The sequence below is a fragment of the Campylobacter sp. IFREMER_LSEM_CL2090 genome (assembly GCF_025771865.1).
GTDB classification, from domain to species: domain Bacteria; phylum Campylobacterota; class Campylobacteria; order Campylobacterales; family Campylobacteraceae; genus Campylobacter_D; species Campylobacter_D lari_D.
Map to the genome: position 1 here is coordinate 158,929 of NZ_JAKMRA010000001.1, position 21,876 is coordinate 180,804.

At 30.0% G+C, this 21,876-nt stretch carries 16 protein-coding genes; 12 read left to right on the forward strand and 4 right to left on the reverse strand.

Annotated elements, in window-relative coordinates; translation table 11 throughout:
* Positions 1-85 precede the first annotated feature (85 nt).
* Positions 86-1,336 carry an MFS transporter gene (locus L8V85_RS00855; RefSeq protein WP_220567114.1) on the forward strand — a complete coding sequence of 417 codons (1,251 nt, stop codon included), beginning with the start codon at positions 86-88 and terminating at the stop codon, positions 1,334-1,336.
* A complete protein-coding gene (locus tag L8V85_RS00860) occupies positions 1,333-3,342 on the forward strand; it encodes a CocE/NonD family hydrolase (protein WP_263737245.1) in 2,010 nt (669 codons plus the stop codon). Before L8V85_RS00855 ends, L8V85_RS00860 begins: the two co-directional genes overlap by 4 nt.
* A 30-nt stretch (positions 3,343-3,372) precedes the next feature.
* Here L8V85_RS00860 and L8V85_RS00865 read toward each other — a convergent pair whose 3' ends face one another.
* Positions 3,373-6,885: an acyl-[ACP]--phospholipid O-acyltransferase gene (locus L8V85_RS00865; RefSeq protein ID WP_263737246.1), complete on the reverse strand. Its 3,513-nt coding sequence runs from the start codon at positions 6,883-6,885 to the stop codon at positions 3,373-3,375.
* A 69-nt stretch (positions 6,886-6,954) separates the two neighbouring features.
* Positions 6,955-7,563 (reverse strand): NAD(P)H-dependent oxidoreductase, encoded by a 609-nt coding sequence (locus tag L8V85_RS00870; RefSeq protein WP_263737247.1) that lies wholly within the window; start codon positions 7,561-7,563, stop codon positions 6,955-6,957.
* 133 nt (positions 7,564-7,696) lie between these two features.
* Between L8V85_RS00870 and L8V85_RS00875 the strand changes: the two genes are divergently transcribed.
* The 4 genes from L8V85_RS00875 to gltS all read left to right on the forward strand — a co-directional run bounded on the left by L8V85_RS00875 (position 7,697) and on the right by gltS (position 13,423).
* Positions 7,697-8,830: an efflux RND transporter periplasmic adaptor subunit gene (locus L8V85_RS00875; RefSeq protein ID WP_263709352.1), complete on the forward strand. Its 1,134-nt coding sequence runs from the start codon at positions 7,697-7,699 to the stop codon at positions 8,828-8,830.
* Positions 8,827-10,758, forward strand: a complete 1,932-nt coding sequence (locus L8V85_RS00880; protein ID WP_263737248.1) for an ABC transporter permease — start codon at positions 8,827-8,829, stop codon at positions 10,756-10,758. Before L8V85_RS00875 ends, L8V85_RS00880 begins: the two co-directional genes overlap by 4 nt.
* 1 nt (position 10,759) lies before the next feature.
* Positions 10,760-12,100 carry a TolC family protein gene (locus tag L8V85_RS00885; protein WP_263737249.1) on the forward strand — a complete coding sequence of 447 codons (1,341 nt, stop codon included), beginning with the start codon at positions 10,760-10,762 and terminating at the stop codon, positions 12,098-12,100.
* A 114-nt stretch (positions 12,101-12,214) separates the two neighbouring features.
* Complete coding sequence (gltS, locus tag L8V85_RS00890) at positions 12,215-13,423, forward strand: sodium/glutamate symporter (RefSeq protein ID WP_133318821.1); 1,209 nt, start codon at positions 12,215-12,217, stop codon at positions 13,421-13,423.
* A gap of 28 nt (positions 13,424-13,451) precedes the next feature.
* Here the strand turns inward: gltS and nth are convergent, their stop codons facing one another.
* Positions 13,452-14,075: an endonuclease III gene (gene nth, locus L8V85_RS00895; protein ID WP_133318822.1), complete on the reverse strand. Its 624-nt coding sequence runs from the start codon at positions 14,073-14,075 to the stop codon at positions 13,452-13,454.
* 78 nt (positions 14,076-14,153) lie between these two features.
* On the opposite strand from nth, the gene L8V85_RS00900 reads away from it, so the two are divergent.
* The 5 genes from L8V85_RS00900 to L8V85_RS00920 all read left to right on the forward strand — a co-directional run bounded on the left by L8V85_RS00900 (position 14,154) and on the right by L8V85_RS00920 (position 19,248).
* Positions 14,154-14,969, forward strand: a complete 816-nt coding sequence (locus L8V85_RS00900) for a peptidylprolyl isomerase (protein ID WP_133318823.1) — start codon at positions 14,154-14,156, stop codon at positions 14,967-14,969.
* Positions 14,969-16,033 carry a class II fructose-bisphosphate aldolase gene (gene fbaA, locus L8V85_RS00905; protein WP_263737250.1) on the forward strand — a complete coding sequence of 355 codons (1,065 nt, stop codon included), beginning with the start codon at positions 14,969-14,971 and terminating at the stop codon, positions 16,031-16,033. Before L8V85_RS00900 ends, fbaA begins: the two co-directional genes overlap by 1 nt.
* Positions 16,034-16,108: 75 nt before the next feature.
* Positions 16,109-17,440, forward strand: coding sequence for a MotA/TolQ/ExbB proton channel family protein (locus L8V85_RS00910; protein ID WP_263737251.1), 1,332 nt, complete (start codon positions 16,109-16,111; stop codon positions 17,438-17,440).
* Positions 17,427-18,377, forward strand: a complete 951-nt coding sequence (locus L8V85_RS00915) for an OmpA family protein (RefSeq protein ID WP_263669786.1) — start codon at positions 17,427-17,429, stop codon at positions 18,375-18,377. Before L8V85_RS00910 ends, L8V85_RS00915 begins: the two co-directional genes overlap by 14 nt.
* Complete coding sequence (locus L8V85_RS00920) at positions 18,364-19,248, forward strand: 1-aminocyclopropane-1-carboxylate deaminase/D-cysteine desulfhydrase (protein ID WP_263737252.1); 885 nt, start codon at positions 18,364-18,366, stop codon at positions 19,246-19,248. The genes L8V85_RS00915 and L8V85_RS00920 overlap by 14 nt, the downstream gene beginning before the upstream one ends.
* On the opposite strand, the gene L8V85_RS00925 is transcribed toward L8V85_RS00920, so the two are convergent.
* Positions 19,219-20,583, reverse strand: coding sequence for a sodium-dependent transporter (locus L8V85_RS00925; protein WP_263709355.1), 1,365 nt, complete (start codon positions 20,581-20,583; stop codon positions 19,219-19,221). The genes L8V85_RS00920 and L8V85_RS00925 overlap by 30 nt on opposite strands.
* 102 nt (positions 20,584-20,685) lie before the next feature.
* Here L8V85_RS00925 and L8V85_RS00930 point away from each other — a divergent pair, with 102 nt between their 5' ends.
* Positions 20,686-21,861 carry an NAD(P)/FAD-dependent oxidoreductase gene (locus L8V85_RS00930; protein WP_263737253.1) on the forward strand — a complete coding sequence of 392 codons (1,176 nt, stop codon included), beginning with the start codon at positions 20,686-20,688 and terminating at the stop codon, positions 21,859-21,861.
* The last annotated feature ends 15 nt before the right edge of the window (positions 21,862-21,876 follow it).

Sequence of the window (21,876 nt, forward strand, 5' to 3'; positions counted from 1 at the left end):
TATTATAATATTTTTTGCATAAAATCACTTATATAAAAGCAAAAAAAACATAAAAATTATATATAGTATGCAAAAGGAGTTTTTGATGGGACAAAATACAGGACAAAGTTTAAAAAATAATTTTTTAACATTATTGTTATTATCCTTTTGCGGATCTATTATTTATGGTTTACCTTATTTTAGAAAGTATTATTATGATGATTATATGAGTCTTTATCATTTAAATAATTTTGAAATGGGGCTTTTGGGTAGTGCTTATGGATTGCTTGGTTTGTTTTCTTATGCTTTAGGAGGTTATTTAGCAGATCGTTTTGCACCAAAAAAATTATTGATTTTTTCTTTAATTGCTACAGGACTTGGTGGTTTATTGCATTTATATTTTACTTCTTTAAATGCACTTTTGATTATTTATGGAATTTGGGGGATTACCTCATTATTAACTTTTTGGCCTTCTTTGATGAAAATAGTAAGGAGTTTAGCAAATTCTAAAGAACAAGCAAGGGCTTATGGAATTTTTGAAGGCGGTAGAGGAGTTGTTGGTGCTGCACATTTGGCTATAGCTACGAGTATTTTTGGATATTTTCAAACAAAAGCCTTAGCCGCACAAGGTATAGAAATGGTTATTGTGTTTTATTCTATAGCTCCTATTGCAAGTGCTATTTTATTGTTTTTTCTTTTGAAAGATGATATTAATGAGCAAAGTGAGAAGATTAAAATCAAAGACTTGGTTTTTCTTTTGAAAAATTCTGCTCTTTGGCTTGTGGTTGCTATTACTTTTTGTACATATTTTTTTAACATGAGTTTTTATTATTTTACTCCTTATGCAAGCAATGTTATAGGAACTTCTGCTGTTTTTGCAGCTATTTTAACGGTATTGGCTCAATATATTCGTCCGGTTTCTTCTGTAGTGGGTGGATTTATAGCAGATGGATATGGAAAAGCTAAAATAATGATGATAGGCTTTATTTTAATGGGAATTGGTGTTATTTTTTTAATGCTTAGTTCAAAATTAAATGGATTTTTACAAATGAGTGTTTTAACTTCTGCTTGTGTCATAATTTATATAGCTATGTATTCTAATTTTGGAATTTATTATTCTTTACTTAGTGAGGGAAAAATTCCTATACATTTAGCGGGTATGGCTATAGGTATTGTATCTACTTTTGGGTATTTGCCTGAAGTTTTTGCACCATTACTTGCTGGAGATTTATTAGATAGATACCCAGGTGTAAAAGGTTTTCATATATATTTTACCATCATGATAGTTATGGCTATTTTGGGCGTAATGTTTTGTTTGATTTGGATTAAAAAATACAATAAAAAGGAGATGAAATGAAGGAAATTGTTTTTAACTTTAAAAACAAGGTTAGAGTAATAGAAAATGAATGGATAGTTTTAAAAGATGGCACTAAGCTTTCATCACGAATTTGGCTTCCTCAAGTAAAAGAAAAAGTTCCTGCTATATTAGAATACATTCCTTATAGAAAAAATGATGGAACAAGGGGCAGAGATGAGCCTATGCACGGATATTTTAGTGGTAATGGCTATGCGGTTGTTAGGGTTGATATTAGAGGAAGTGGGGAATCTGATGGTTTATTAGAAGATGAATATTTAAAACAAGAACAAGATGATGCCTTAGAAGTCATTGAGTGGATTGCAAAGCAAGAATGGTGTGATGGGAATATTGGTATGATGGGTAAATCTTGGGGTGGCTTTAATTCTTTACAAGTTGCAGCAAGAAGACCTAAAAATTTAAAAGCAATTATAGTAGTAGGTTTTACTGATGATAGGTTTAATGAGGATATTCATTATAAAGGCGGATGTTTGCTTAATGATAATTTTTGGTGGGGTAATATCATGCTTGCATATCAATCACGCTTTGTTGATCCAAAAATTGATCCAAATGGTAGAAAAAAATGGCTCAATAGGCTTGAGAATATGCCTTTATGGCCCACATTATGGCTTGAGCATACTTTAAAAGATGATTATTGGAAGCATGGATCTGTTGGGGAAAATTATGATGATATACAAGTTCCTGTTTTTGCATTAGATGGATGGGCTGATTCTTACACTAATCCTGTTTTTACTCTAATGAATGGTTTGAAAGTTCCAAAAAAAGCTATCGTTGGTCCTTGGGCTCATGTTTATCCTCATGATGGCTTACCTTTGCCTGCAATGGGTTTTTTACAAGAAGCACTTAAATGGTGGGATAAATGGCTTAAAAATGAAGAAAACGATGTGCTTGAAGCTCCTATGATACAAGCATATATTGAAAATAGCTCTAAGCCAAATTCAAAAACAGAGAAAGTAGAAGGTCGTTTTGTTGCTTTAAATGATTTTAAAAATGATATTAGCTATAAAAGATACTATTTAAATCCGCATAAATTAACATGTAAAAAATCAAGTGAATTTATCAAAATTAACACTCCGCTAAATCATGGGCTTTTATCAGGAGAGTGGATGGGAGCTGGTGTTTTAGGAGAAAGTCCTAGCGATCAAAGGTTGGATGATGGGATGGCAGTTGTTTTTGAAAGTGATTTTTTAGAACAAGATTTAGATGTCTTAGGCTTTCCTATGTTAAATGTAAAAATTGCAAGCGATCAAGAAAAAGCTATGCTTTTTGCTCAACTTAGTGAAGTTAGAGCTGATGGTTTTGTAAAAAGAGTAAGTTATGGAGTAATCAATCTTGCATTAAGTGATAATAAAGAGCAATTTATACCTTTAAAAAAAGATGAATTTATCCAAAAGCAAATCAAACTTGATGCTTGTGGATATAGATTTGCCAAGGGTTCTAAGATAAGATTATCATTAGCAAATTCTTTTTGGCCTATGTTTTGGCCTATGCCAAAAATTTCAACCTTGACTTTAGATTTAAATGAGTGTGAATTTAATTTACCATGTTTTAATGGACAAAATAGCGATAAAATCAATATGCAGGCACAAAGTGCACCTTTAACTCCAATAACACTTTTAGAAGAAGGTAGGGTAGATAGAAGCATTTCTTATGATATTTTAAACGGTACTTGGACTTGTATTACAGATGGTGTTGGTGGAGTTTTTGGAGAAGGTGTTTATAGATTTGATGAGGTTGATGTTTTAGTAAAGCATAATTTAAAAAGAGAATTAAAACTTCAAAATGAAAACCCATTAAGCGCGCAATATACCATTACCCAAACAATGCAAATAGGACGCGAGGGTTGTATGATGGAGGCGGATATAATCTTAATACAAACTAGCGATTTGGAGTATTTTTATATTAAGGGAAAATTAGTAGTTAAGGAAAATAATAAGCTTGTTTTTGATAAAAAATATGATTATAAAACTAAAAGAAGTAGTTTATAAAATTTCCCAAAGTAAAATTTACTTTGGGAATTAATTTTCTTGCAAGATTTTAGCTAAATCTTTAGCGCCTTTTAAATCCACTTTGCCAGAACCTAAAAGCGGAATTTGTTCTACTTTAAAATATTTACTTGGTTTAAAAATAGCAGGCATAGTAGAGTTTTTAATCGCTTCACAAATTCCTTCAAAATCTTGCTCTTGGCATTCTACTAATAAGCATACCATTTCACCTTTTTTATTATCATCTAGTGCAACTGCGCAAAATTTTACTATATCTGTATTGATAAATTTAGCAATTTCTTCTTCTAAAGCTCCTAAAGATATCATCTCGCCACCAATTTTTGCAAAACGAGAATAACGATCTACTATATATAAAAAGCCATCCTCATCTACATGGCCTTTATCGCCGGTATTATACCAGCGTATGCCATCGATTTCTTTGATAACTTCATCGGTTTTTTCTTTATTGTTTAAATAACCCACCATAACCTGATGGCCACCAATGAGTATTAATCCATCTTCTCCATGATTTAAACTTTCATAAGTAGATGGATCTACTATGCGTATAGCACTTCCTGGTAAAGGCATACCTACACTACCTTCTTTATTTGCACGGTGTAAAATCCAATAGTCAGGATCAAATTTATTCGGTAAATTCACACTTGCAACCGGAGTGGTTTCAGTGGCTCCATAACCTTCAAAAATAGGTTTTTTAAATTTCATTTCAAAGGCTGTTCTTACTTCGCTTTTGAGTTTTTCAGCACCTGAAACAATAATCCTTAAGCTTTCAAACATAATCGCATCAAGTTTTTTATTTCTTGCATAAATACCCAAAAAAGTTGAAGTAGCACACATAATGCTAACATTGTTTTTTACTATAGCTTTTGCTACACCTAGTGCATCTGTTGGATCAGCATGTGTTATGCTTTTAATCCCTTCTAATAAAGGCATAAAAGTAGTTACAGTTAATCCAAAAGCATGAAAAGGTGGCAAAGAAGATAAGACAACATCTTCATTTTTTGCACATAATACATCTGAAATTTGAGCTATATTGCTTAAAATATTGCGATTATTTAGCATTACTCCTTTAGGTGTTCCCTCGCTACCACTACTAAATAATATAGCAGCTATGGCAAGGTTTTGTTTATTAGATGCAAATAATGCTTTTATTAAACAAGTAGGTAAGATACTTACTAAAGCAAGCATAGAAAAGATTTTGAGTTTTTGTCTTTTAAAGTTTGCGATAATATCTTCCATAAAAATAATTCTAACATGCTCTTCAAATTCTAGTTTTATGCCTTTATTTTCTAATTTTTCCATAAATTTTCTAGAAGTATAAATTTGTTGAATTTGAGAGCTTTGAATGGCTTGATTAATTGCTTTTACACCTGCTGTGAAATTTAAATTTACCACGATTTTATTTGCAAGTAATACAGCTAGATTACAAAGAGAACTAGCCATGGAAGCAGGGAGCAAAATTCCTATACATTCTTCTTTTGGAGCATAGCTTCCTTGGGTAGGTTGTATATTTAACTCATGTGATCTATTTTTTATAAAAGAGCTAAAAACTAGACTTAAAGCAAGCATTTTTCTATAAGTAATACCACCTATTAAAGGATCAACAATAGCTATTTGACTTAAATTTCTTTTAGCGCTATCTATCCAAGCTCTAGCTATAGTATGCATACTTTCACATTGAGATTTCCAAGCAATAAATGAAAGTTCAAAAACCTTTGCTTTAACCACTTCTTTTTTAGTGTGTATTGGCAAGCTTTTTCCAAAAGCAATAGCGATTTTTCTTTTGCTTATTTTGCGGTTTCTTGCTGAAAATTCTTCATCACTTCTTGAAAAAGCACTTCCCCAAAGTCCTCTAATATAAAAAGGTAAAATCACTCCATCTTGTTCTTCTAATTTTGAGCAAACTAACTCAAACCCACCTTTAAATTCATTAAGCTGTCCATGGCGTGAAAGCACTCCTTCTGGGAAAAGGCAAACTAAATTTCCATTTTTAATATGCATAGCAATAAGCTCTAAGCTTGATTTGCTAGAAGCACTTGAAACAGGAATAACTCCAAATTTATCAAGAAAAATTCTAATATACCACTTAGAATAAATGCTTTTTTCCATAACAAAATAAATTTTTCTTGGTATAGCCATTTGCACAATAGCCCAATCTATAAAAGATATATGATTGCCAAGTAATAACGCTCCACCTTTTTCAGGAATATTCTCAAAACCTTCTACCAATAAACGGTAGCGTTGAAAAAACGCTATACTCATTAATAAACGCACTAAAGAAAAAGGCAATTTACTTAGCACATAAATGCTTCCAAAAAATGCCACAGCGATGATAAAATAAAACAAATTTATCACTTCAATTTTAGCATAAGCAGCAAAAGTAGCTAGTGCTAAAAAGCCTAACATAAAAATATTTTGTATGAAATTATTTCCTGCTAAGACTTTTCCTAATTCATTTTCTTTTGCATGAAATTGTATTAGAGAGTTTAAAGGTATGATAAAAAATGCTCCGCTTAAACCAAAAATAAAAAACACTACACTATAACTTAGTAAGTTTTCTAAAAATGGCATTAAAATGCTCATTAGAAAAACCCCTAAAGCACCTAGTGGTATAAGACCTAATTCGATGTAATTTTTAGAAAACTTACCACTAATAAGCGATCCTATAATCACTCCTATACCAGAAAAAGCTAAAGAGCATTGTACATAAAAGGTATTTTCTATGAAAAGATCATTTTTTGCATATACAGGAAAACTCACTAAATAAAGTTGTGATATGGCCCAAAAAAGTGAAATTCCTACAATACAAAGCCAAATAATTTTATGAGAAAATATTGTTTTTAAATTAGAGGTTAAAAGCTTTCCTTGTAAATATTGTTTTTTATCAAAACTTAAATTTTTATCTTCTTCTTTTAAGCCAGGAAGTTTATAAGCTAAAAAAAGTTCTAATAAAGCAAAAGCTATTAATACAAAACCCAAAGGTGCAATTTGTGTTAAAATATCTGAAGGAGTGTTAAAATTTGACTCAAAAAGCATTTCAAAGCTTAGAGAAAATACTGCCATACCGGCTAAAATAGCCACAATACTTACTGCATTGACAGCTCCATTTCCCATAGCTAAAAGCTCTTTTCCTACTAATTCTTTTATAAAGCCATATTTTGCAGGAGAGTATAAGGCAGATTGCACTCCCATGATAAAAGTCATTGTAAATGCAAGCCAAAATGCTCCAAGATAATAACACAAACAAATAATACAAGTTAATATTACTGAAAATAATGCAGATATTTTCATGATTTTATTTTTAGGAAATTTATCCGCTAAAAATCCAGATGGTGAAAGCATAAGAATAAAAGGCAAAAGCATTAAAGCATTGACAATAGCAGTTAGAAAAAGTTGGGTGCTATCTTCATAAAATTTATAAATGGTATTTTGTATGATGATTTTGTGCCCTAAATCCACAAAAGCATTAATAAAAGCTACTGCTAAAAATGGCAATACGCCAAAAATCTTTAAAAAATTTCCTTGCATTTAAAACTCCATTTTATTTTAAAAATATTATTTTATTATATAAAATTTAAATGGAGTTTTGATATTTGATTAATCTTTAAATTCTACCACTTCATTAAATGCAAAACGAGCTTTTTCTGTACTAGAATTTTTTTGGGCATATCCTAGAGCAATAAGCATAGATACTCTTTGTTTGGCAGTGTCTAAATTTAAATATTGATTGATTTTATCTTTATCAAAGCCACCGATAATACACGAACCCAAATTTAAACTATAAGCAGCATTGATAATATTTGCAATAGCAAGATGACTTTGTTCTTTTGCATAAATAAAACTTTGTTCTAAATCCATTGCGTCTAAAAATGGCTTATAGGTTTGTAAGCGTTTGTTTAATTCTTCTTGGCTTAAACCTCTCTTTTTTAGTTTTTCTTCAAAATAATCTTTAAAATCAGCTCTTGAGATCACAACAATAATAGCAGCACAATTTGCTACATGATTTTGATTGTTAGCTATTTTGGCAATTTCTTTTTTATGTTCATCTTTTTGAAAAACTAAGAATTTCCAAGGTTCAAGCCCTAAAGAACTAGGAGATAATCTAGCACATTCTAAGATATATTCTAAGTTCTCTCTAGAAATTTTTTCTTGAGTATATGCTCTAATAGAAGAGCGATTTTGCATTAAATTTAAATAATCTTGCATATAATTTCCTTATTTTTAGTTTAATTTATCTTATATCTTATAAGCTTTAAAATTGTTAAAATTATATTTTATTGCTACAATTTTATTTTTACTTCACACAAATGTTTTATTATGCGGTTTTTAAAGGATTAAAATGAAAAAAATAATTTATTTAAGCATATTTTTGATTATACTCATTATAGGGATGTATTTTTTCTTTTTTGCAAATAAGGAAGAATATAATTATCTAACTTATGAGGTTAAAAAACAAGACATTACTCAAAGCATAGAAGCAATAGGTGAAGTTTATGCAAAAACCCAAGTTGATGTTGGTGCACAAGTTAGTGGGCAAATTACTAAACTATATGTAAAATTGGGCGATCGTGTTAATGAGGGTGATTTAATCGCACAAATTGATAAAGATAAACAACAAAATGATTTAGATATTACCAAAGCTAGACTTGAAAGTGCAAAGGCAAATTTAGAAAGTAAAAAAATTGCTCTTGATATAGCTACTAAACAATACCAAAGAGAGCAAAAGCTTTATGCTAAAAAGGCTACCTCTTTAGAAAATCTTGAAAATCTTAAAAATACTTTTTATGCCTTAAGGGCAAATGTGGCTGATTTAAAAGCTCAAACTACTCAACTTGAAATTTCTTTAAAAAATGCTCAAAAAGATTTAGCTTATACTACTATAACTGCACCTAGTAAGGGTGAGATTATCAATGTAGCAGTTGAAGAGGGGCAAACTGTAAATGCAAACCAAAATACACCAAGTATAGTGCGCTTGGCCGATTTAAGTGAAATGGAAATTCGTATGCAAATAGCTGAAGCTGATATTAATAAAATCAGTGTTGGAAAAAAGGTAAAATTTAGCATTTTAAATGAGCCTGATAAAAAATACGAAGCAACTATTTCAAGTATAGATCCAGCAAATACTACCATAAGTGATGCAACAAGCAATACAAATTTAAACTCAAACTCAAGTACTAGCACTAGCGCTGTGTATTATTATGCAAGGGTTTTTGTAAAAAATGATAATAATTTTTTACGCATAGGTATGAGTACAGAAAATGAAATTGCTATTAAAACAGAAAATAATACTTTAGTTATACCAACTTTAGCTATAAAAAGCGATACAAGTGGTTATTATGTAGAAATTTTAAAAGCCAATAATATAAGTGTAAAAACACCTGTTAAATTAGGCATCAAAGATAGTTTAAATACTCAAATTTTAGATGGTATTAATGAGGGCGATTTAGTTATCATAGGTAAAAATAAAAAATGATACGCTTAGAAAATATACAAAAAAAGATTAATAATACAACTATTTTAGAAAATATTAATCTTTATATTCAAAAGGGAGAATTTGTAGCCATTATAGGACAATCAGGAAGTGGTAAAACCTCTCTTTTAAATATTATAGGCACACTTGATGAGCCAAGTAGTGGAAAATACTTTTTAGATCAATATGAAGTTACAAATTTAAGCAAAGATGAAAAAGCAAGAATTAGACGCGAAAAAATTGGTTTTATTTTCCAAAGATATAATTTGCTTAGTCTTTTAAATGCTAAAGATAATGTAGCCTTACCTGCTGTTTATGCAGGAAAAAACAAACAAGAAAGATCGCAAAAGGCTAAAGAATTACTTTCTTTTTTAGAGCTTGATCATAAAGAATTATCAAAGCCAAATGAACTAAGTGGTGGGCAACAGCAAAGAGTTTCTATAGCAAGAGCTTTGATGAATGGTGGTGAGCTTATTTTAGCAGATGAGCCAACGGGTGCGCTTGATTCTAAAAGCGGTAAGATAGTTTTAGAAATTTTAAATAAACTAAATGAGCAAGGACACACCGTAGTTTTAGTCACTCATGATAGGGAAATAGCTGCTAGAGCAAAAAGAGTTATAGAAATTAAAGATGGTAAGATTATAAGCGATAATGGTGTAAAAAAAGCAGATGAAATAAAAACTAAGTTAATGCCAAAAGAGAAAAAAAGCTTTAATTTGCTTAAAAATCAGCTTTTTGAAAGTTTGAAAATGTCTATAACTTCCATTGTAGCACACAAGCTACGCTCTTTGCTTACTATGCTTGGTATTATCATAGGCATAGCTTCAGTAGTTTGCGTGGTTGCTTTAGGACTTGGAGCCCAACAAAATATACTTGCTTCTATTAGCTCTATTGGGACTAATACCATAGAAGTTGTTTCAGGGCGTGGTTTGGGAGATATTCGATCAGGTAAAACAAGGCTAAATTTAAGTGATTTAAAAACCTTAAGTTCTTTGCCTTATTTAGAAGCAGTAGAAGCAGATGTGGGCAAAATAGGGGTAGTAACTTATAAGAATAATTCTTTGCAAGCTAGAATTTATGGAGTAGGGCCAAATCATCTAAGGCTTAGAGGTTTTGTGATGGTAGATGGTAGGTTTATTAATAATGAAGATATAAAAGATAATACTAATATTTGCATTATAGATGAAAATGCTTTGAGAATTTTATTTGATAATATCAGCGCTAAAGATGTTTTAGGTAAAAGCGTGATTTTTAACAAACAGCCTTTAACTATAGTTGGAGTTTTAAAAAAAGAAAGAGATAACAAAGGCTTTAGAGCTGATGAAAATACCATTAAAATTTATACTCCTTATTCTACTTTGATGAATAAAATCACAGGAGATAAACAAATAAGAGCCATAGTAACTAAGGTAAAAGATGAGGTAAATCCTGCTTTAGCTGAAGAGGCTATGGTAAAAATTTTAGAGATTAAACGCGGAAAAAAAGATTTTTTCACTATAAATTCTGACGCAATTAAAAATGCCATTGAGGAAAATACTGCTACTTTGACTTTACTTATTTCTTCTATTGCAGTGGTATCTTTGATAGTAGGTGGTATTGGTGTGATGAATATCATGCTTGTTTCAGTAAGTGAGCGCACAAGAGAAATTGGAGTTAGAATGGCTATTGGAGCTAGAAAAGAAGATATTTTAATGCAGTTTTTAATCGAAGCTGTGTTGATTTGTTCTTTAGGAGCTATTTTTGGAGTAATGCTTTCTTTTATCATCATTGAAGTATTTAATTCTTTAAATTTTGGTTTTACGATGATACTTTCATTAAATTCGGTATTTTTAGGGCTTTTAAGTTCGGTTTTAATCGGAGTGGTTTTTGGATTTTTCCCAGCAAAAAATGCAGCAAATTTAAATCCTATTAGTGCTTTATCAAAGGAATGAGATGAGAATATTTTTATTATTTTTTATAGCCTTTTTTTTAAATGCCTGCGTAGGAGTAAAATTAGAACAAGTATCTCAAGAACAAATAAAAAAAGAATATTTTGAAGATTTTAACGCAAGCAAGGCTTGGTGGGAAAAATATAATAATCAAGACTTAAATAATATCTTAAAAGCTATTATTGATAATAATAAAGACTTAAATATAGCAAGGGTTAATTTTTTAAGTACTTTAGCTAGATATAAGCTTTTAAATTTAGATCTTTATCCTACTTTGAGTGGAAATTTTGGTGCAAATATAAGAAAAAATTTAAACAATGGCACAAAAACGCATAGTTTTTCAAATGGCATTATGTTAAATTATGAGCTTGATATATATGGCAAAATTTCAGATCAAGTTGCTAGTTCTGAATTTTTAGCAAAGGCAAGTGAGTATGAGTTACGCTCTTTAGAGCTTGATACGATTAATTTAGCGATAAATAGTATTTTTGAATTTGTTTATTTCAATGATGTAGATCATTTATTAAACAAACATTTAAAAAATCTAGAGCAAATGCTAGAAATTTATACTACTAAACTTAATTATGGAAAAGTTGAATATATAGATCTTTTAAATATTAAAAAATCTTTATTAAACACTAAACAAAATATCATTACAAATTTGCAAAATAAAGACTTAACTCTTAAAAATATAAAAGACTTACTGGGTAAAGATGATGAGCATTTGATTAATAAAATGCTAAATTATACTCTTGAAGATTTTTCTTTGCAAAAAATTAATTTTGATATAGAATTAAAAATGCTTGCTTATAGACCACAAGTTCAAGCAAAACTAAATCAACTTATGGCTTCTTACAAGGATTATACAAGTGTGCAAAAAAGTATTTTACCTAGCATAAAAATATTGGGAAATTTAGATGGGAATGATAAGAATATTGATGAGAGTTTTAAATTTTTAATTTTAGGAGGCAATGTCGCCATTGACTTACCATTTTTGGACTTTTATAGAGTAAAACAAAATGTAAAAATTTCTGAATTAACATACCAAGCTCGTTTGGTTGAATATAAAGATGTATTACAAAGAACTATCCATGAATTTAATTTTTGTTATGAAAATGACAAGTATTATAATGATTTGTTAAAATTAGTAAAAGACATTAATGTTAATCAAGAAAAAATTACACAGCTATATTTAGAAAAATATGAATTAGGTCGCAGTGAACTAAAAGATTATCTTGATGCGGATGCTTTGCTTATAAATTCACTCCAAGAGCTTAGCAGAGCAAAGCTATCTTTGCTTAAAAATATTAATTTATATCATAATATTGTTTTAATTTCAGAGTAAAAAAGACTAAAAGTGTTTCATTTTGTAATATTATAAGAAAAGAGTGTTGTTTATTTGCGTTGTTTTAAAGTCATTTAGAATACAATTGATAAATAAATCAAACAAAGGAGAATTATGAAATTTGATTTTTATGCAACGCTAGTTACTATGGTTATAGTATTGCTTTTAGGCGTATTTGTCATTAAAAGGGTAAAATTTCTTCGTGATTATAATATCCCTGAGCCAGTTGTTGGTGGTGGGATTGCTGCGATTATTCTTTTGATCTTACATAGTTTCTTCTCATTGGATATTAAATTTGATGAATCTATGAAAGATCCTTTAATGCTTGCATTTTTTTCAAGTATTGGTTTGTTAGCTGATTTTGCTTCTTTAAAAAAGGGTGGAAGAAAATTAGCAATTTTTTTAGTTGTTGTTGTTGGCTTGCTTTTTGCGCAAAATATAGTTGGCATAGGTGTGGCAAGTGCTATGGGGCAAAATCCACTAATGGGACTTATAGCAGGTTCTGTTACAATGAGTGGTGGTCATGGAACAGGTGCAGCATGGGCAGCTGAATTTATTAAAGAACCTTATTTTTACTCTAGTGCAACTACTGTTGCTATTGCTTGTGCTACTTTTGGGCTTATTTCAGGTGGTATCATAGGTGGGCCTGTCGCAAGATATTTAGTCAATAAATATAAGTTAGTAGTTCCAAAGCAAAATGATGATAAAGATGCGATTTTAAATTTCCAGTCTCCAGAAAAAGAAAGACTAATCACACCTTCTTCTTTTATAGAATCTTTGGCATTAATTGCTTTATGTTTATTAATAGGTAGTGCTTTGTCTACTTATATTAAAACAAATACAGGTTTTACTTTACCAACTTTTGTGTATTGTCTTTTTGTAGGTGTGGTTTTAAGAAATGTTTTATCAGCTACAAAAATTCATCATGTATTTGATAGAGAAGTATCAGTTTTAGGTAATGTAAGCTTATCTTTATTTTTAGCTTTAGCTCTAATGACTATTAATCTTTGGGATTTAGTAACTCTTGCACTACCGATGTTGGTAATTTTAGCTGTTCAGGTTGCTATGATGGCTGCTTATGCTATATTTATCACTTTTAGGGTATGTGGAAAAGATTATGACGCAGCAGTTTTAGCAGCAGGACATTGTGGTTTTGGTTTGGGCGCTACTCCAACAGCTATGGTAAATATGCAAACTGTAACAAATCACTATGGTATGAGCCATATGGCATTTATTATTGTACCTTTAGTGGGTGCGTTTTTCATAGATATAGTAAATGCTTTAGTGATTAATGCTTTCTTGTATCTACCATTCTTTCATTAAAATCATCTAGCACTAAATTGGTGCTAGATTAAATTTTCTTATCTTTACTTTTGCATAAATGATTTAAAAAGCACTCTTTGCATAAAGGATTTTTAGCTTTACATGTATAACGCCCAAAAAGCACCATAGCTTGATGAAGATAGTTTAGATTATCTTTAAAAATTTTAGTTAAGTCTTTTTCGGTTTCTTCAGGAGTTTTGGCTTTGCTAAGATTAAGTCTGTGTGAAACTCTAAATACATGGGTATCTACAGCCATGCAATTAGCCCCGCACCATTCTATCATCACTACATGTGCAGTTTTTTGTCCTACACCTGCTAGAGTTTTCAAATCTTGCTCGTCCATTGGAATTTCACCATTAAATTGCTCGCAAACTGCTTGAGCCATTTTGATTAAATTTTGTGCTTTATTATTATAAAATGAGCAAGAATTAATCAAAAGTTTTAAAGAAGATAAATTTGCCTTAGCTAAATCTTGCACACTAGGGTAAGCTTTAAATAAAGCAGGTGTGATGAGATTAACCCTTTTATCAGTACATTGAGCTGAAAGCATAACACAAACTATAAGTTCATAAGCATTACTAAAAACTAATTCTGTTTTTGCTTGTCCAAAATGTTTTAAAAATAATTCTTTAATTTCTAAATTTCTTTTCATAAACTTATTGTATGTTAATCGGCTTTAAATAAAGTTTAGATATAATAAAATTAACAAAACTATTTCAAAGGAAAAACAATGAAAAAAATTTCTTTAGTTGCTGCGGCTTTATTAACAGGTTTGAGTTTAAATGCTGCGGTGGTTGCAACCCTTGATGGAAACAATATTAGCGATACAGAAGTAAATGAGTTTTTTGCTCCTATGTTAAGAGGTGCTAAAATCACTGACTTACCAGCTGAACAAAAAAAAGCAATCATTGATCAATATATCATCCAACAACTTGTATTAAAAGACGCTAAAGCTCAAAAAATAGAAAATGATCCTTCATATAAAGAAGAATTAGAGCGTGCTAAAGAAGCTATCATGGTAAATATCTATCAAAAGAAAATTTTTGATTCTATCAAAAATGATGATGCTAAGGCTAAAAAATACTATGAAGCAAATAAAGATAAATTTACTAAACCAGCTCAAGTAAAAGCTAAGCATATTTTGGTAACTAGTGAAAAAGAAGCTAAAGATATTATTGCCGAGCTTAGTAAGTTAAGTGGAAAAGCTTTAAATGATAAATTTGCTCAACTTGCAAAAGAAAAATCAATCGACAAAGGTTCTTCAGCTCAAGGTGGTGATCTTGGATGGTTTGCTGAATCAACTATGGTAAAACCATTTGCTGATGCAGCTTTTTCTATGAAAAAAGGTACTATTTCTAAAACACCAGTAAAAAGTGATTTTGGATATCATATTATTTTAAAAGAAGATGCTAGAGCGAAAAGTACTATGAGTTATAATGAAGTAAAAGCAGGTATTGAAAGCAATATCAAAATGGAAGAATTTAAAGAACTTATGAATAAAAAAGCTCAAGAGCTTCGTCAAAAAGCAAAAGTGGAATATAAATAATGGGTGTATTAGATCTTGTCAAACCAGGTGTTTTAAGTGGCGATGATCTAAATACCGTATATAATTATGCAAAAAAAGAAGGATTTGCTATCCCTGCGGTAAATGTCGTGGGGACAAATTCTATTAATGCGGTTTTAGAAAGTGCTAAAAAAGTTAATTCACCTGTGATTATTCAATTTTCAAATGGTGGAGCTAAATTTGTAGCAGGAAAAGCTTGTCCAAAAGCTGATGTGCTTGGTGCTATAAGTGGTGCAAGACATGTACATTTAATGGCAAAAGCTTATGGAGTTCCAGTAATTTTACACACAGATCATGCTGCTAGAAAATTACTTCCTTGGATTGATGCTTTGATTGAAGCAAATATTGAGTTTAAAAAAGAAGCAGGTAAGCCTTTGTTTAGCTCTCATATGATTGATTTAAGTGAAGAGGATTTAGAAAGTAATCTAGGCACTTGTGAGAATTATTTAAAACAAATGTCTGAGCTTGGAATTTCTTTAGAGCTTGAGCTAGGATGTACGGGTGGTGAAGAAGATGGAGTGGATAATACTAATATTGATAATGCAAAATTATACACTCAGCCTGAAGATGTAGCATTAGCTTATGAGAGACTTTCTAAAATTAGTGATAGATTTTCAGTTGCAGCTAGTTTTGGTAATGTACATGGAGTATATAAACCAGGAAATGTGATTTTAAGACCTGAAATTCTTAAAAACTCTCAAAATTATGTAAAAGAAAAATTCAATCTTGGTGAAGATAAACCAATCAATTTTGTTTTCCATGGTGGCAGTGGTAGCGATATAGAGGATATCAAAGCAGCACTTAGCTATGGTGTAATTAAGATGAATATTGATACAGATACACAATGGGCTTTTTGGGATGGTGTTAGAGAGTATGAGCTTAAAAATAAAGCTTATTTGCAAGGCCAAATTGGTAATCCAGATGGAGAAGATAAGCCAAATAAAAAATATTATGATCCAAGAGTATGGCTTAGAGCGGGCGAAGAGAGTATGATCAAACGCTTAGAGTGCGCTTTTAGCGATTTAAATTGTATCGATAGAAACTAAGAGTTTTATAACTCTTAGTTAATTTTCCTGTGAAGATTTTAAATTTTTAGAGTAAAATTAACAAAGGTTTATAAAATGGAAGTTAAAACAACTGATGATTTTTCTGATCTTGTATTACCTGAAGGAAAAGGTAGCACAGGAATTGTTGCTTATTTAAAGATTATTTTTATCCCTGCTATATTGTATATTTTAGTGCTTTTAGGGTATTTTGGAAAGATTGATTTTAAAGTAGAATTACATAGTGTTGTAATGATAGGGATTATCTTTTTAGTGGCTTTGATCTTTGCTAGACATAGTGCTGATTATGCTTCAAGTATTTTTGAGCAACAAAAAGATGAGTTTAAGCTGATATTAAAACGCTATATTATGAAGCATTTTTTAGTTATAGGTAAAGAAACAAAGTCAAATGCTAGCTTTGATGATTTTGCATATGCTTATGTGAAAGATTTGAGAAATGAAAATTTTGCTTCTGTGGGTGCAGCTATTTTTCCTATGCTTGGTATTTTAGGAACTTTTATAAGTATAGCCATGTCTATGCCAAATTTTAATTCAAGCGACACAGCAGGCTTAGAACAAGAAATTTCAGTTTTATTAAATGGAGTAGGAACAGCCTTTTATGTATCAATTTATGGAATTTTCTTAGCACTTTGGTGGATATTTTTTGAAAAATACGGTAGTAGTAAATTCCAAAAACTTCTAAATCGTCAAAAAAATGCAACAAACGATTTTTTCTGGTCTAAAGAAGAAATTGATAGAAAATACCTTCAAGAAAGTTTGCAACATTTTGAAAAAATAGGCACGATTTTTGAACATGTAAGCAATGAGGAATTTTTTAAAGAACTAGATAATACAATAGATAGAAAATTTAAAGTTTTTCAAGAACTTGTAAATGCTGAAGAAAAAGCTGTAAGATTAAGCAGTGAGCATGTAAAACAAACTATGAGTGATTTATCTAAAACCCAAAGAGAGCAAAAAGATATTGTTAAAACTTATAGCGAGATTGCAAATGCGGTAAATATGTTAAATTCAAACATAAAAGATTTAACTTTAAGAATTTCAGAGCAATATAATAGACTCTTAGATGTGAGTTCAGATAAGATTGTGCATTTAGATAAAAGTGTGAGTGCTTTAGATGAAAAGGTAAATAATTTTTCAAATAATATTGAAAAATATCAAAATCTTATGCTTGATAATCAAACTAAGCTTTTTGAAGGCTTTAGGGCAAGTATTATAGAGGGTATGCATACTTTTAAAGAAGCTTATGAAGATGAAAAAAATATTGACGAAAAAATTTCACTAATGCAAGAATTTAAAGAAGAAAGCAAAGAGTTAGATGAGCAAACCACACAAGTTATTGCAAAGCTTGAAAATCAAAAAGAAGATGAAAAAATAGATGATAAAAAATAATTCTAGCAATGAAGAAAATAATTTTTGGATAGCTTATGCAGATTTAATGGCGGGCTTGCTTTTTATATTTATTTTGCTTATTGGAGCTATAGTTGTTAAGTATGTTTTAACTCAAAGTGATTTACAAATCATAAAAGAAAATTTGCAAAAACAAGAAGAACGCTTAAGAGAGAATAAAGAAGAATTAAATCAAAAAGAAGATATTTTAAAAAGTCTTAGCCAAAAATTAAGTAATACCTCAAGTACACTTGATAATATCAACAAGCAAAAACAAGCTTTAGAAGCTAATATTACTAAACTTAATCAAGATTTAAATTCAAGTTTAGATGAAAAAGATCAGCAAATTTTTGCTTTACTTGAAAGATTAAATAAAAAAGATGAGGAAATCAAAGAATTAGAGCGTAATTTTGATGAGGCGAAAAGCAAAATCAAAGAACTAGGATTAATCAAAGAAAATACCATCAAAAATCTTCAAGCAAAATTTGATACTAATATTACCTTAGATTCTAATACAGGCGCGATAGTTTTACCTTCTGAAGTGCTTTTTGATACAAATTCTTTTACTCTAAAAGCTCAAGCAAAAGAGAATTTAAAGGCAATTTTAACACAGTATTTTGACAATATCTTAAAAGATGAAAATATCTTAAATAGTATAGAAAATATAGTCATAGAAGGGCATACGGATAGTGCAGGCTCTTATATATATAATCTTGATTTATCACAAAAAAGAGCTTATGCTGTGATGAGTTTTATACACTCATTTTACAAAGATCCAAGATTGCAAAAACTTTTAATGGCAAGTGGTAGATCTTATTCTGATGTGATTATGAAAGATGGTAAAGAAGACAAAGGGGCAAGTCGTAGAATAGAGATTAAGTTTAATATCAATACAAATAATGCTTTAGAAAAGGTTGAAAAATACCTTGATAGCAAGTAGAATTGATGTTTTAAAATACAAAGATTTTGAATTTTTACTCAAAAGAGATGATTTATTAGGTTATATTAATGGAAATAAGGCTAGAAAACTAGCCTTTTTTGAAAAAAATAAACATTTATTTAAAAAAGGACAAAGATTTATTTCTTTTGGCTCCTCTCAAAGTAATGCTTTAGTTGCTTTAGCTAAGTTTTGTTACGAAAATGATTTTTTGCTCATTTTTGTTTGTGAAAAAATGAGTTCTTTTTTAAAAGAAAATCCCCATGGAAATTTAGAATTTGCATTAAAACACAATGTGAAGTTGATAGAAAATATAAATTATCCCACAAGAAGACTGCAAGCTTTAGCCTTGAAAAAAGATGATGATATTTTTATAGAAGAGGGTGTGGCTATAAAAGAAGCTGAATTTGGATACCAGCAACTAGCCTTAGAGCTTAGTGAGCAGTTAAGTGAAAAAGTAAGTATTTTTTTACCTTCAGGTACAGGAACTTCTGCGGCTTTTTTGGCTAAACATAGTAAATTTAAAGTTTTTACATGTGCTTGTGTGGGCGATAGTGCATATTTAAAAGAGCAAATTTTAAGCTTAGAGCCAAATTATAATTTTAATAATTTAACCATACTAAATCCACCTAAAAAATATCATTTTGCTAAGCTTTATTTGGAATTTTATGATCTTTATAAGGATTTAAAAAAAGAATGTGGAGTGGAATTTGATTTGCTTTATGATATGGTGGGTTTTAAAACTTTATTAGCTCATAGAGAGCAATTTGGTGGAAAAATCTTATATATCCATCAAGGAGGCCTTGAAGGAAATATAAGCATGTTAAAGCGTTATGAGTATAAATTAAAAAATTCCAAAATAAAAAATCACTAAAATAATCAAAGGTATAATAAATTTAACATAATAATACCATAGTTTAAAAATACTTCCTTTTAGGATATTTTGATTGGAAAGTTCATAAATAGCATCTTTTTTAAGCACCCAACCTACATAAATACAACAAAAAAATGCGGTTAAAACAAAGAATATATTTCCACTAATAAAATCAAAGCTATCAAAAATATTTTTTCCCTTGATGATAGTAATATCTCTTAAAGGACCATAAGTAAGTATGCATGGTAAATTTCCCAAAACAAAAATACTTCCAAGTGTTAGATTGATAGCAGTATTTTTAGCTAGTTTAAATTTTTCCTCTAAAACACTAATGATTACTTGATAAATTGGCAAGCTTGTAGTAAGTGCAGCGATGATTAAAAGTAAAAAGAAAAACACGCAAATTATACTTCCAAAAGGTATATGTGAAAATGCAACAGGTAGGGTTTTAAAAACCAAAGATGGCCCACTATCAGGGGTTAAACCTACGCTAAATAAAGCTGGGAAAATCATAAATCCAGCAAGCACTGCTATAAGGGTGTTTAAAATTCCTGTATAAACAGAAGTTTTGATTAAATTCTCATTTTTCTTAAGGTGAGATGATAAGGTTATCATTACACCAAAACCCAAAGATAAGGCAAAAAATACTTGCCCTAAAACATCTATAAACAATTTGGGAGTGATTTTAGAAAGATCAGGAGTAAGGTAAAATTTCACACCCTCGCTTGCTCCTTCAAGAGTTAAATTGCGTGCAACAACAACCAAAAGGCAGATAAACAAAAATGGCATAAGATATTTTACTGACTTTTCTATGCCATCAATCACACCTTTTTTTAAGATAATCCAATTAATTATCACAAATATAGTAGTAAAAATTCCTATTAATAAAGGATTATTTTCTATAGTAGAGCTATAAAATTCGCTTGTATATTGAGCGTTAATGGGACTTGAAAGATTAAAATCGCCTATGATAATTTTAAAAATATAAGCTAAAACCCATCCGCCTATTACCATATAATAAGCCATGATTCCAAAACTTCCCAAAAGTCCCATATAGCCAACACTTTGCCAAGAATTAGATATTTTAACTCCATCGTTTGTTTTTCCGCCAAAAGCATCGACTGAATTTAGCATTCTGCGTCTTCCTATGACATTTTCGACCAAAATCACAGGAATTCCTATAAAAATCATAGCTATACAAAAGGCCAAAACATAAGCACCGCCTCCATTTTCACCCACTAAATATGGAAAACGCCAAGTGGCTCCAAAACCAATAGTCGCTCCTGCTACTGTAAGGATATAAGTTAGCGTATTACTCCAAGTTTGTCTTTGCATGCTTTTTCCTTGCTAAATTTAAATAAAAAATATTTTAAGATAAAAAATAATACCATTATGCCAAATTTTTATTTATTTTTTTATCAAATTAAAGGAAAATCCATGCAAAAAAAGAAAATTTTGTTTTTAGGTGCAGGATATGCTACTTTATCGGCTATAAAAGCCTTACCTGATGAGTTTTTTGAAAAAGCACAAGTGAGTTTGATTAATAATAATTCTTATCATTATCATACTATTTTACTACACAAAGTAGCTTCCAATGAAGATATTTATAGTTCAAAATATGATCTTTTGCCTTTATTAAATCCAAAAATCAACTTTATCCAAGATGAAGTTTTAAAAATTTCTAAAGACAAAGTTTTTACTAAAAATAATGAATTTGACTTTGATATTTTAGTATGTGGGCTTGGTTTTGCCAAAGAAACTTTTGGTATTAAAGGCATGCAAGAATATGCTTTGAGTATAGATAATTATGAAAATGCTTTAAAAATTAATGAAATAATATATGAGAAAATAAAAAATTATAAAACCACCCAAAATGAAGATGATTTAAAAATCACAGTTTGTGGCGGGGGCTTAAGCGGGGTTGAATTTGTAGCTTCTTTAGCTAAAGAGCTTAAAATCTTTTGCCAAAAAGAGCAAATTGCTTATGAGAAATTAGAACTTTCTATTATTGAAGCTATGGATCAAATTTTACCTATGTTTGATAAAAGTTTGGCTTTAAAAGCAAGGCAAAGGCTAGAAGCACTTGGTGTGAAAGTATATGAAAAATCTAAAATTATAGAATGTGAAAAAAATGGTATAAGACTTGATGGGGGAGAATTTGTTAAAGCTAATACTATCATTTGGACCGCAGGAGTTAGAGGTAATAGTGTTATAGAAAATAGCTCAGATTTTCCAAGTGCAAGATCACGTATAGAAGTAGATGCTTTCATGCATCCTTTAAATGTTGAAAATGCATCAAGATACTTTTTTATAGGTGATAATAGTTTATTTAAAAATCCTAAAACTAATATCCCCTATCCTCCAACAGCTCAGCTTGCATTAAGAGAAGGAGCTTATGTTGCTAAAGCTTTAATGGCTATGATTGATGAGAAAGAATTTAAGCAAGAATTTTCTTTTATAAGCGGAAATACTGTTTGTTCAATCGGAAAGGATTATGCAATTGGCACGGTTTTACATAAGCCAATTAGTGGTTTTTTGGCAATAAAACTTAAAATTTTTATAGAAAAACTATGGCAGTATCAACTTGAAGGATTGAAAGGTTTTTTGAAATAAAATTAATTTTAAATA

What these genes read in the sequence shown, in the direction of transcription:
- L8V85_RS00855 (WP_220567114.1), top strand. Translation starts at nt 86, where the DNA reads ATGGGACAAAATACAGGACAAAGTTTAAAAAATAATTTTTTAACATTA.
- L8V85_RS00860 (WP_263737245.1), top strand. Translation starts at nt 1,333, where the DNA reads ATGAAGGAAATTGTTTTTAACTTTAAAAACAAGGTTAGAGTAATAGAA.
- L8V85_RS00865 (WP_263737246.1), bottom strand. Translation starts at nt 6,885, where the DNA reads ATGCAAGGAAATTTTTTAAAGATTTTTGGCGTATTGCCATTTTTAGCA.
- L8V85_RS00870 (WP_263737247.1), bottom strand. Translation starts at nt 7,563, where the DNA reads ATGCAAGATTATTTAAATTTAATGCAAAATCGCTCTTCTATTAGAGCA.
- L8V85_RS00875 (WP_263709352.1), top strand. Translation starts at nt 7,697, where the DNA reads ATGAAAAAAATAATTTATTTAAGCATATTTTTGATTATACTCATTATA.
- L8V85_RS00880 (WP_263737248.1), top strand. Translation starts at nt 8,827, where the DNA reads ATGATACGCTTAGAAAATATACAAAAAAAGATTAATAATACAACTATT.
- L8V85_RS00885 (WP_263737249.1), top strand. Translation starts at nt 10,760, where the DNA reads ATGAGAATATTTTTATTATTTTTTATAGCCTTTTTTTTAAATGCCTGC.
- gltS (WP_133318821.1), top strand. Translation starts at nt 12,215, where the DNA reads ATGAAATTTGATTTTTATGCAACGCTAGTTACTATGGTTATAGTATTG.
- nth (WP_133318822.1), bottom strand. Translation starts at nt 14,075, where the DNA reads ATGAAAAGAAATTTAGAAATTAAAGAATTATTTTTAAAACATTTTGGA.
- L8V85_RS00900 (WP_133318823.1), top strand. Translation starts at nt 14,154, where the DNA reads ATGAAAAAAATTTCTTTAGTTGCTGCGGCTTTATTAACAGGTTTGAGT.
- fbaA (WP_263737250.1), top strand. Translation starts at nt 14,969, where the DNA reads ATGGGTGTATTAGATCTTGTCAAACCAGGTGTTTTAAGTGGCGATGAT.
- L8V85_RS00910 (WP_263737251.1), top strand. Translation starts at nt 16,109, where the DNA reads ATGGAAGTTAAAACAACTGATGATTTTTCTGATCTTGTATTACCTGAA.
- L8V85_RS00915 (WP_263669786.1), top strand. Translation starts at nt 17,427, where the DNA reads ATGATAAAAAATAATTCTAGCAATGAAGAAAATAATTTTTGGATAGCT.
- L8V85_RS00925 (WP_263709355.1), bottom strand. Translation starts at nt 20,583, where the DNA reads ATGCAAAGACAAACTTGGAGTAATACGCTAACTTATATCCTTACAGTA.
- L8V85_RS00930 (WP_263737253.1), top strand. Translation starts at nt 20,686, where the DNA reads ATGCAAAAAAAGAAAATTTTGTTTTTAGGTGCAGGATATGCTACTTTA.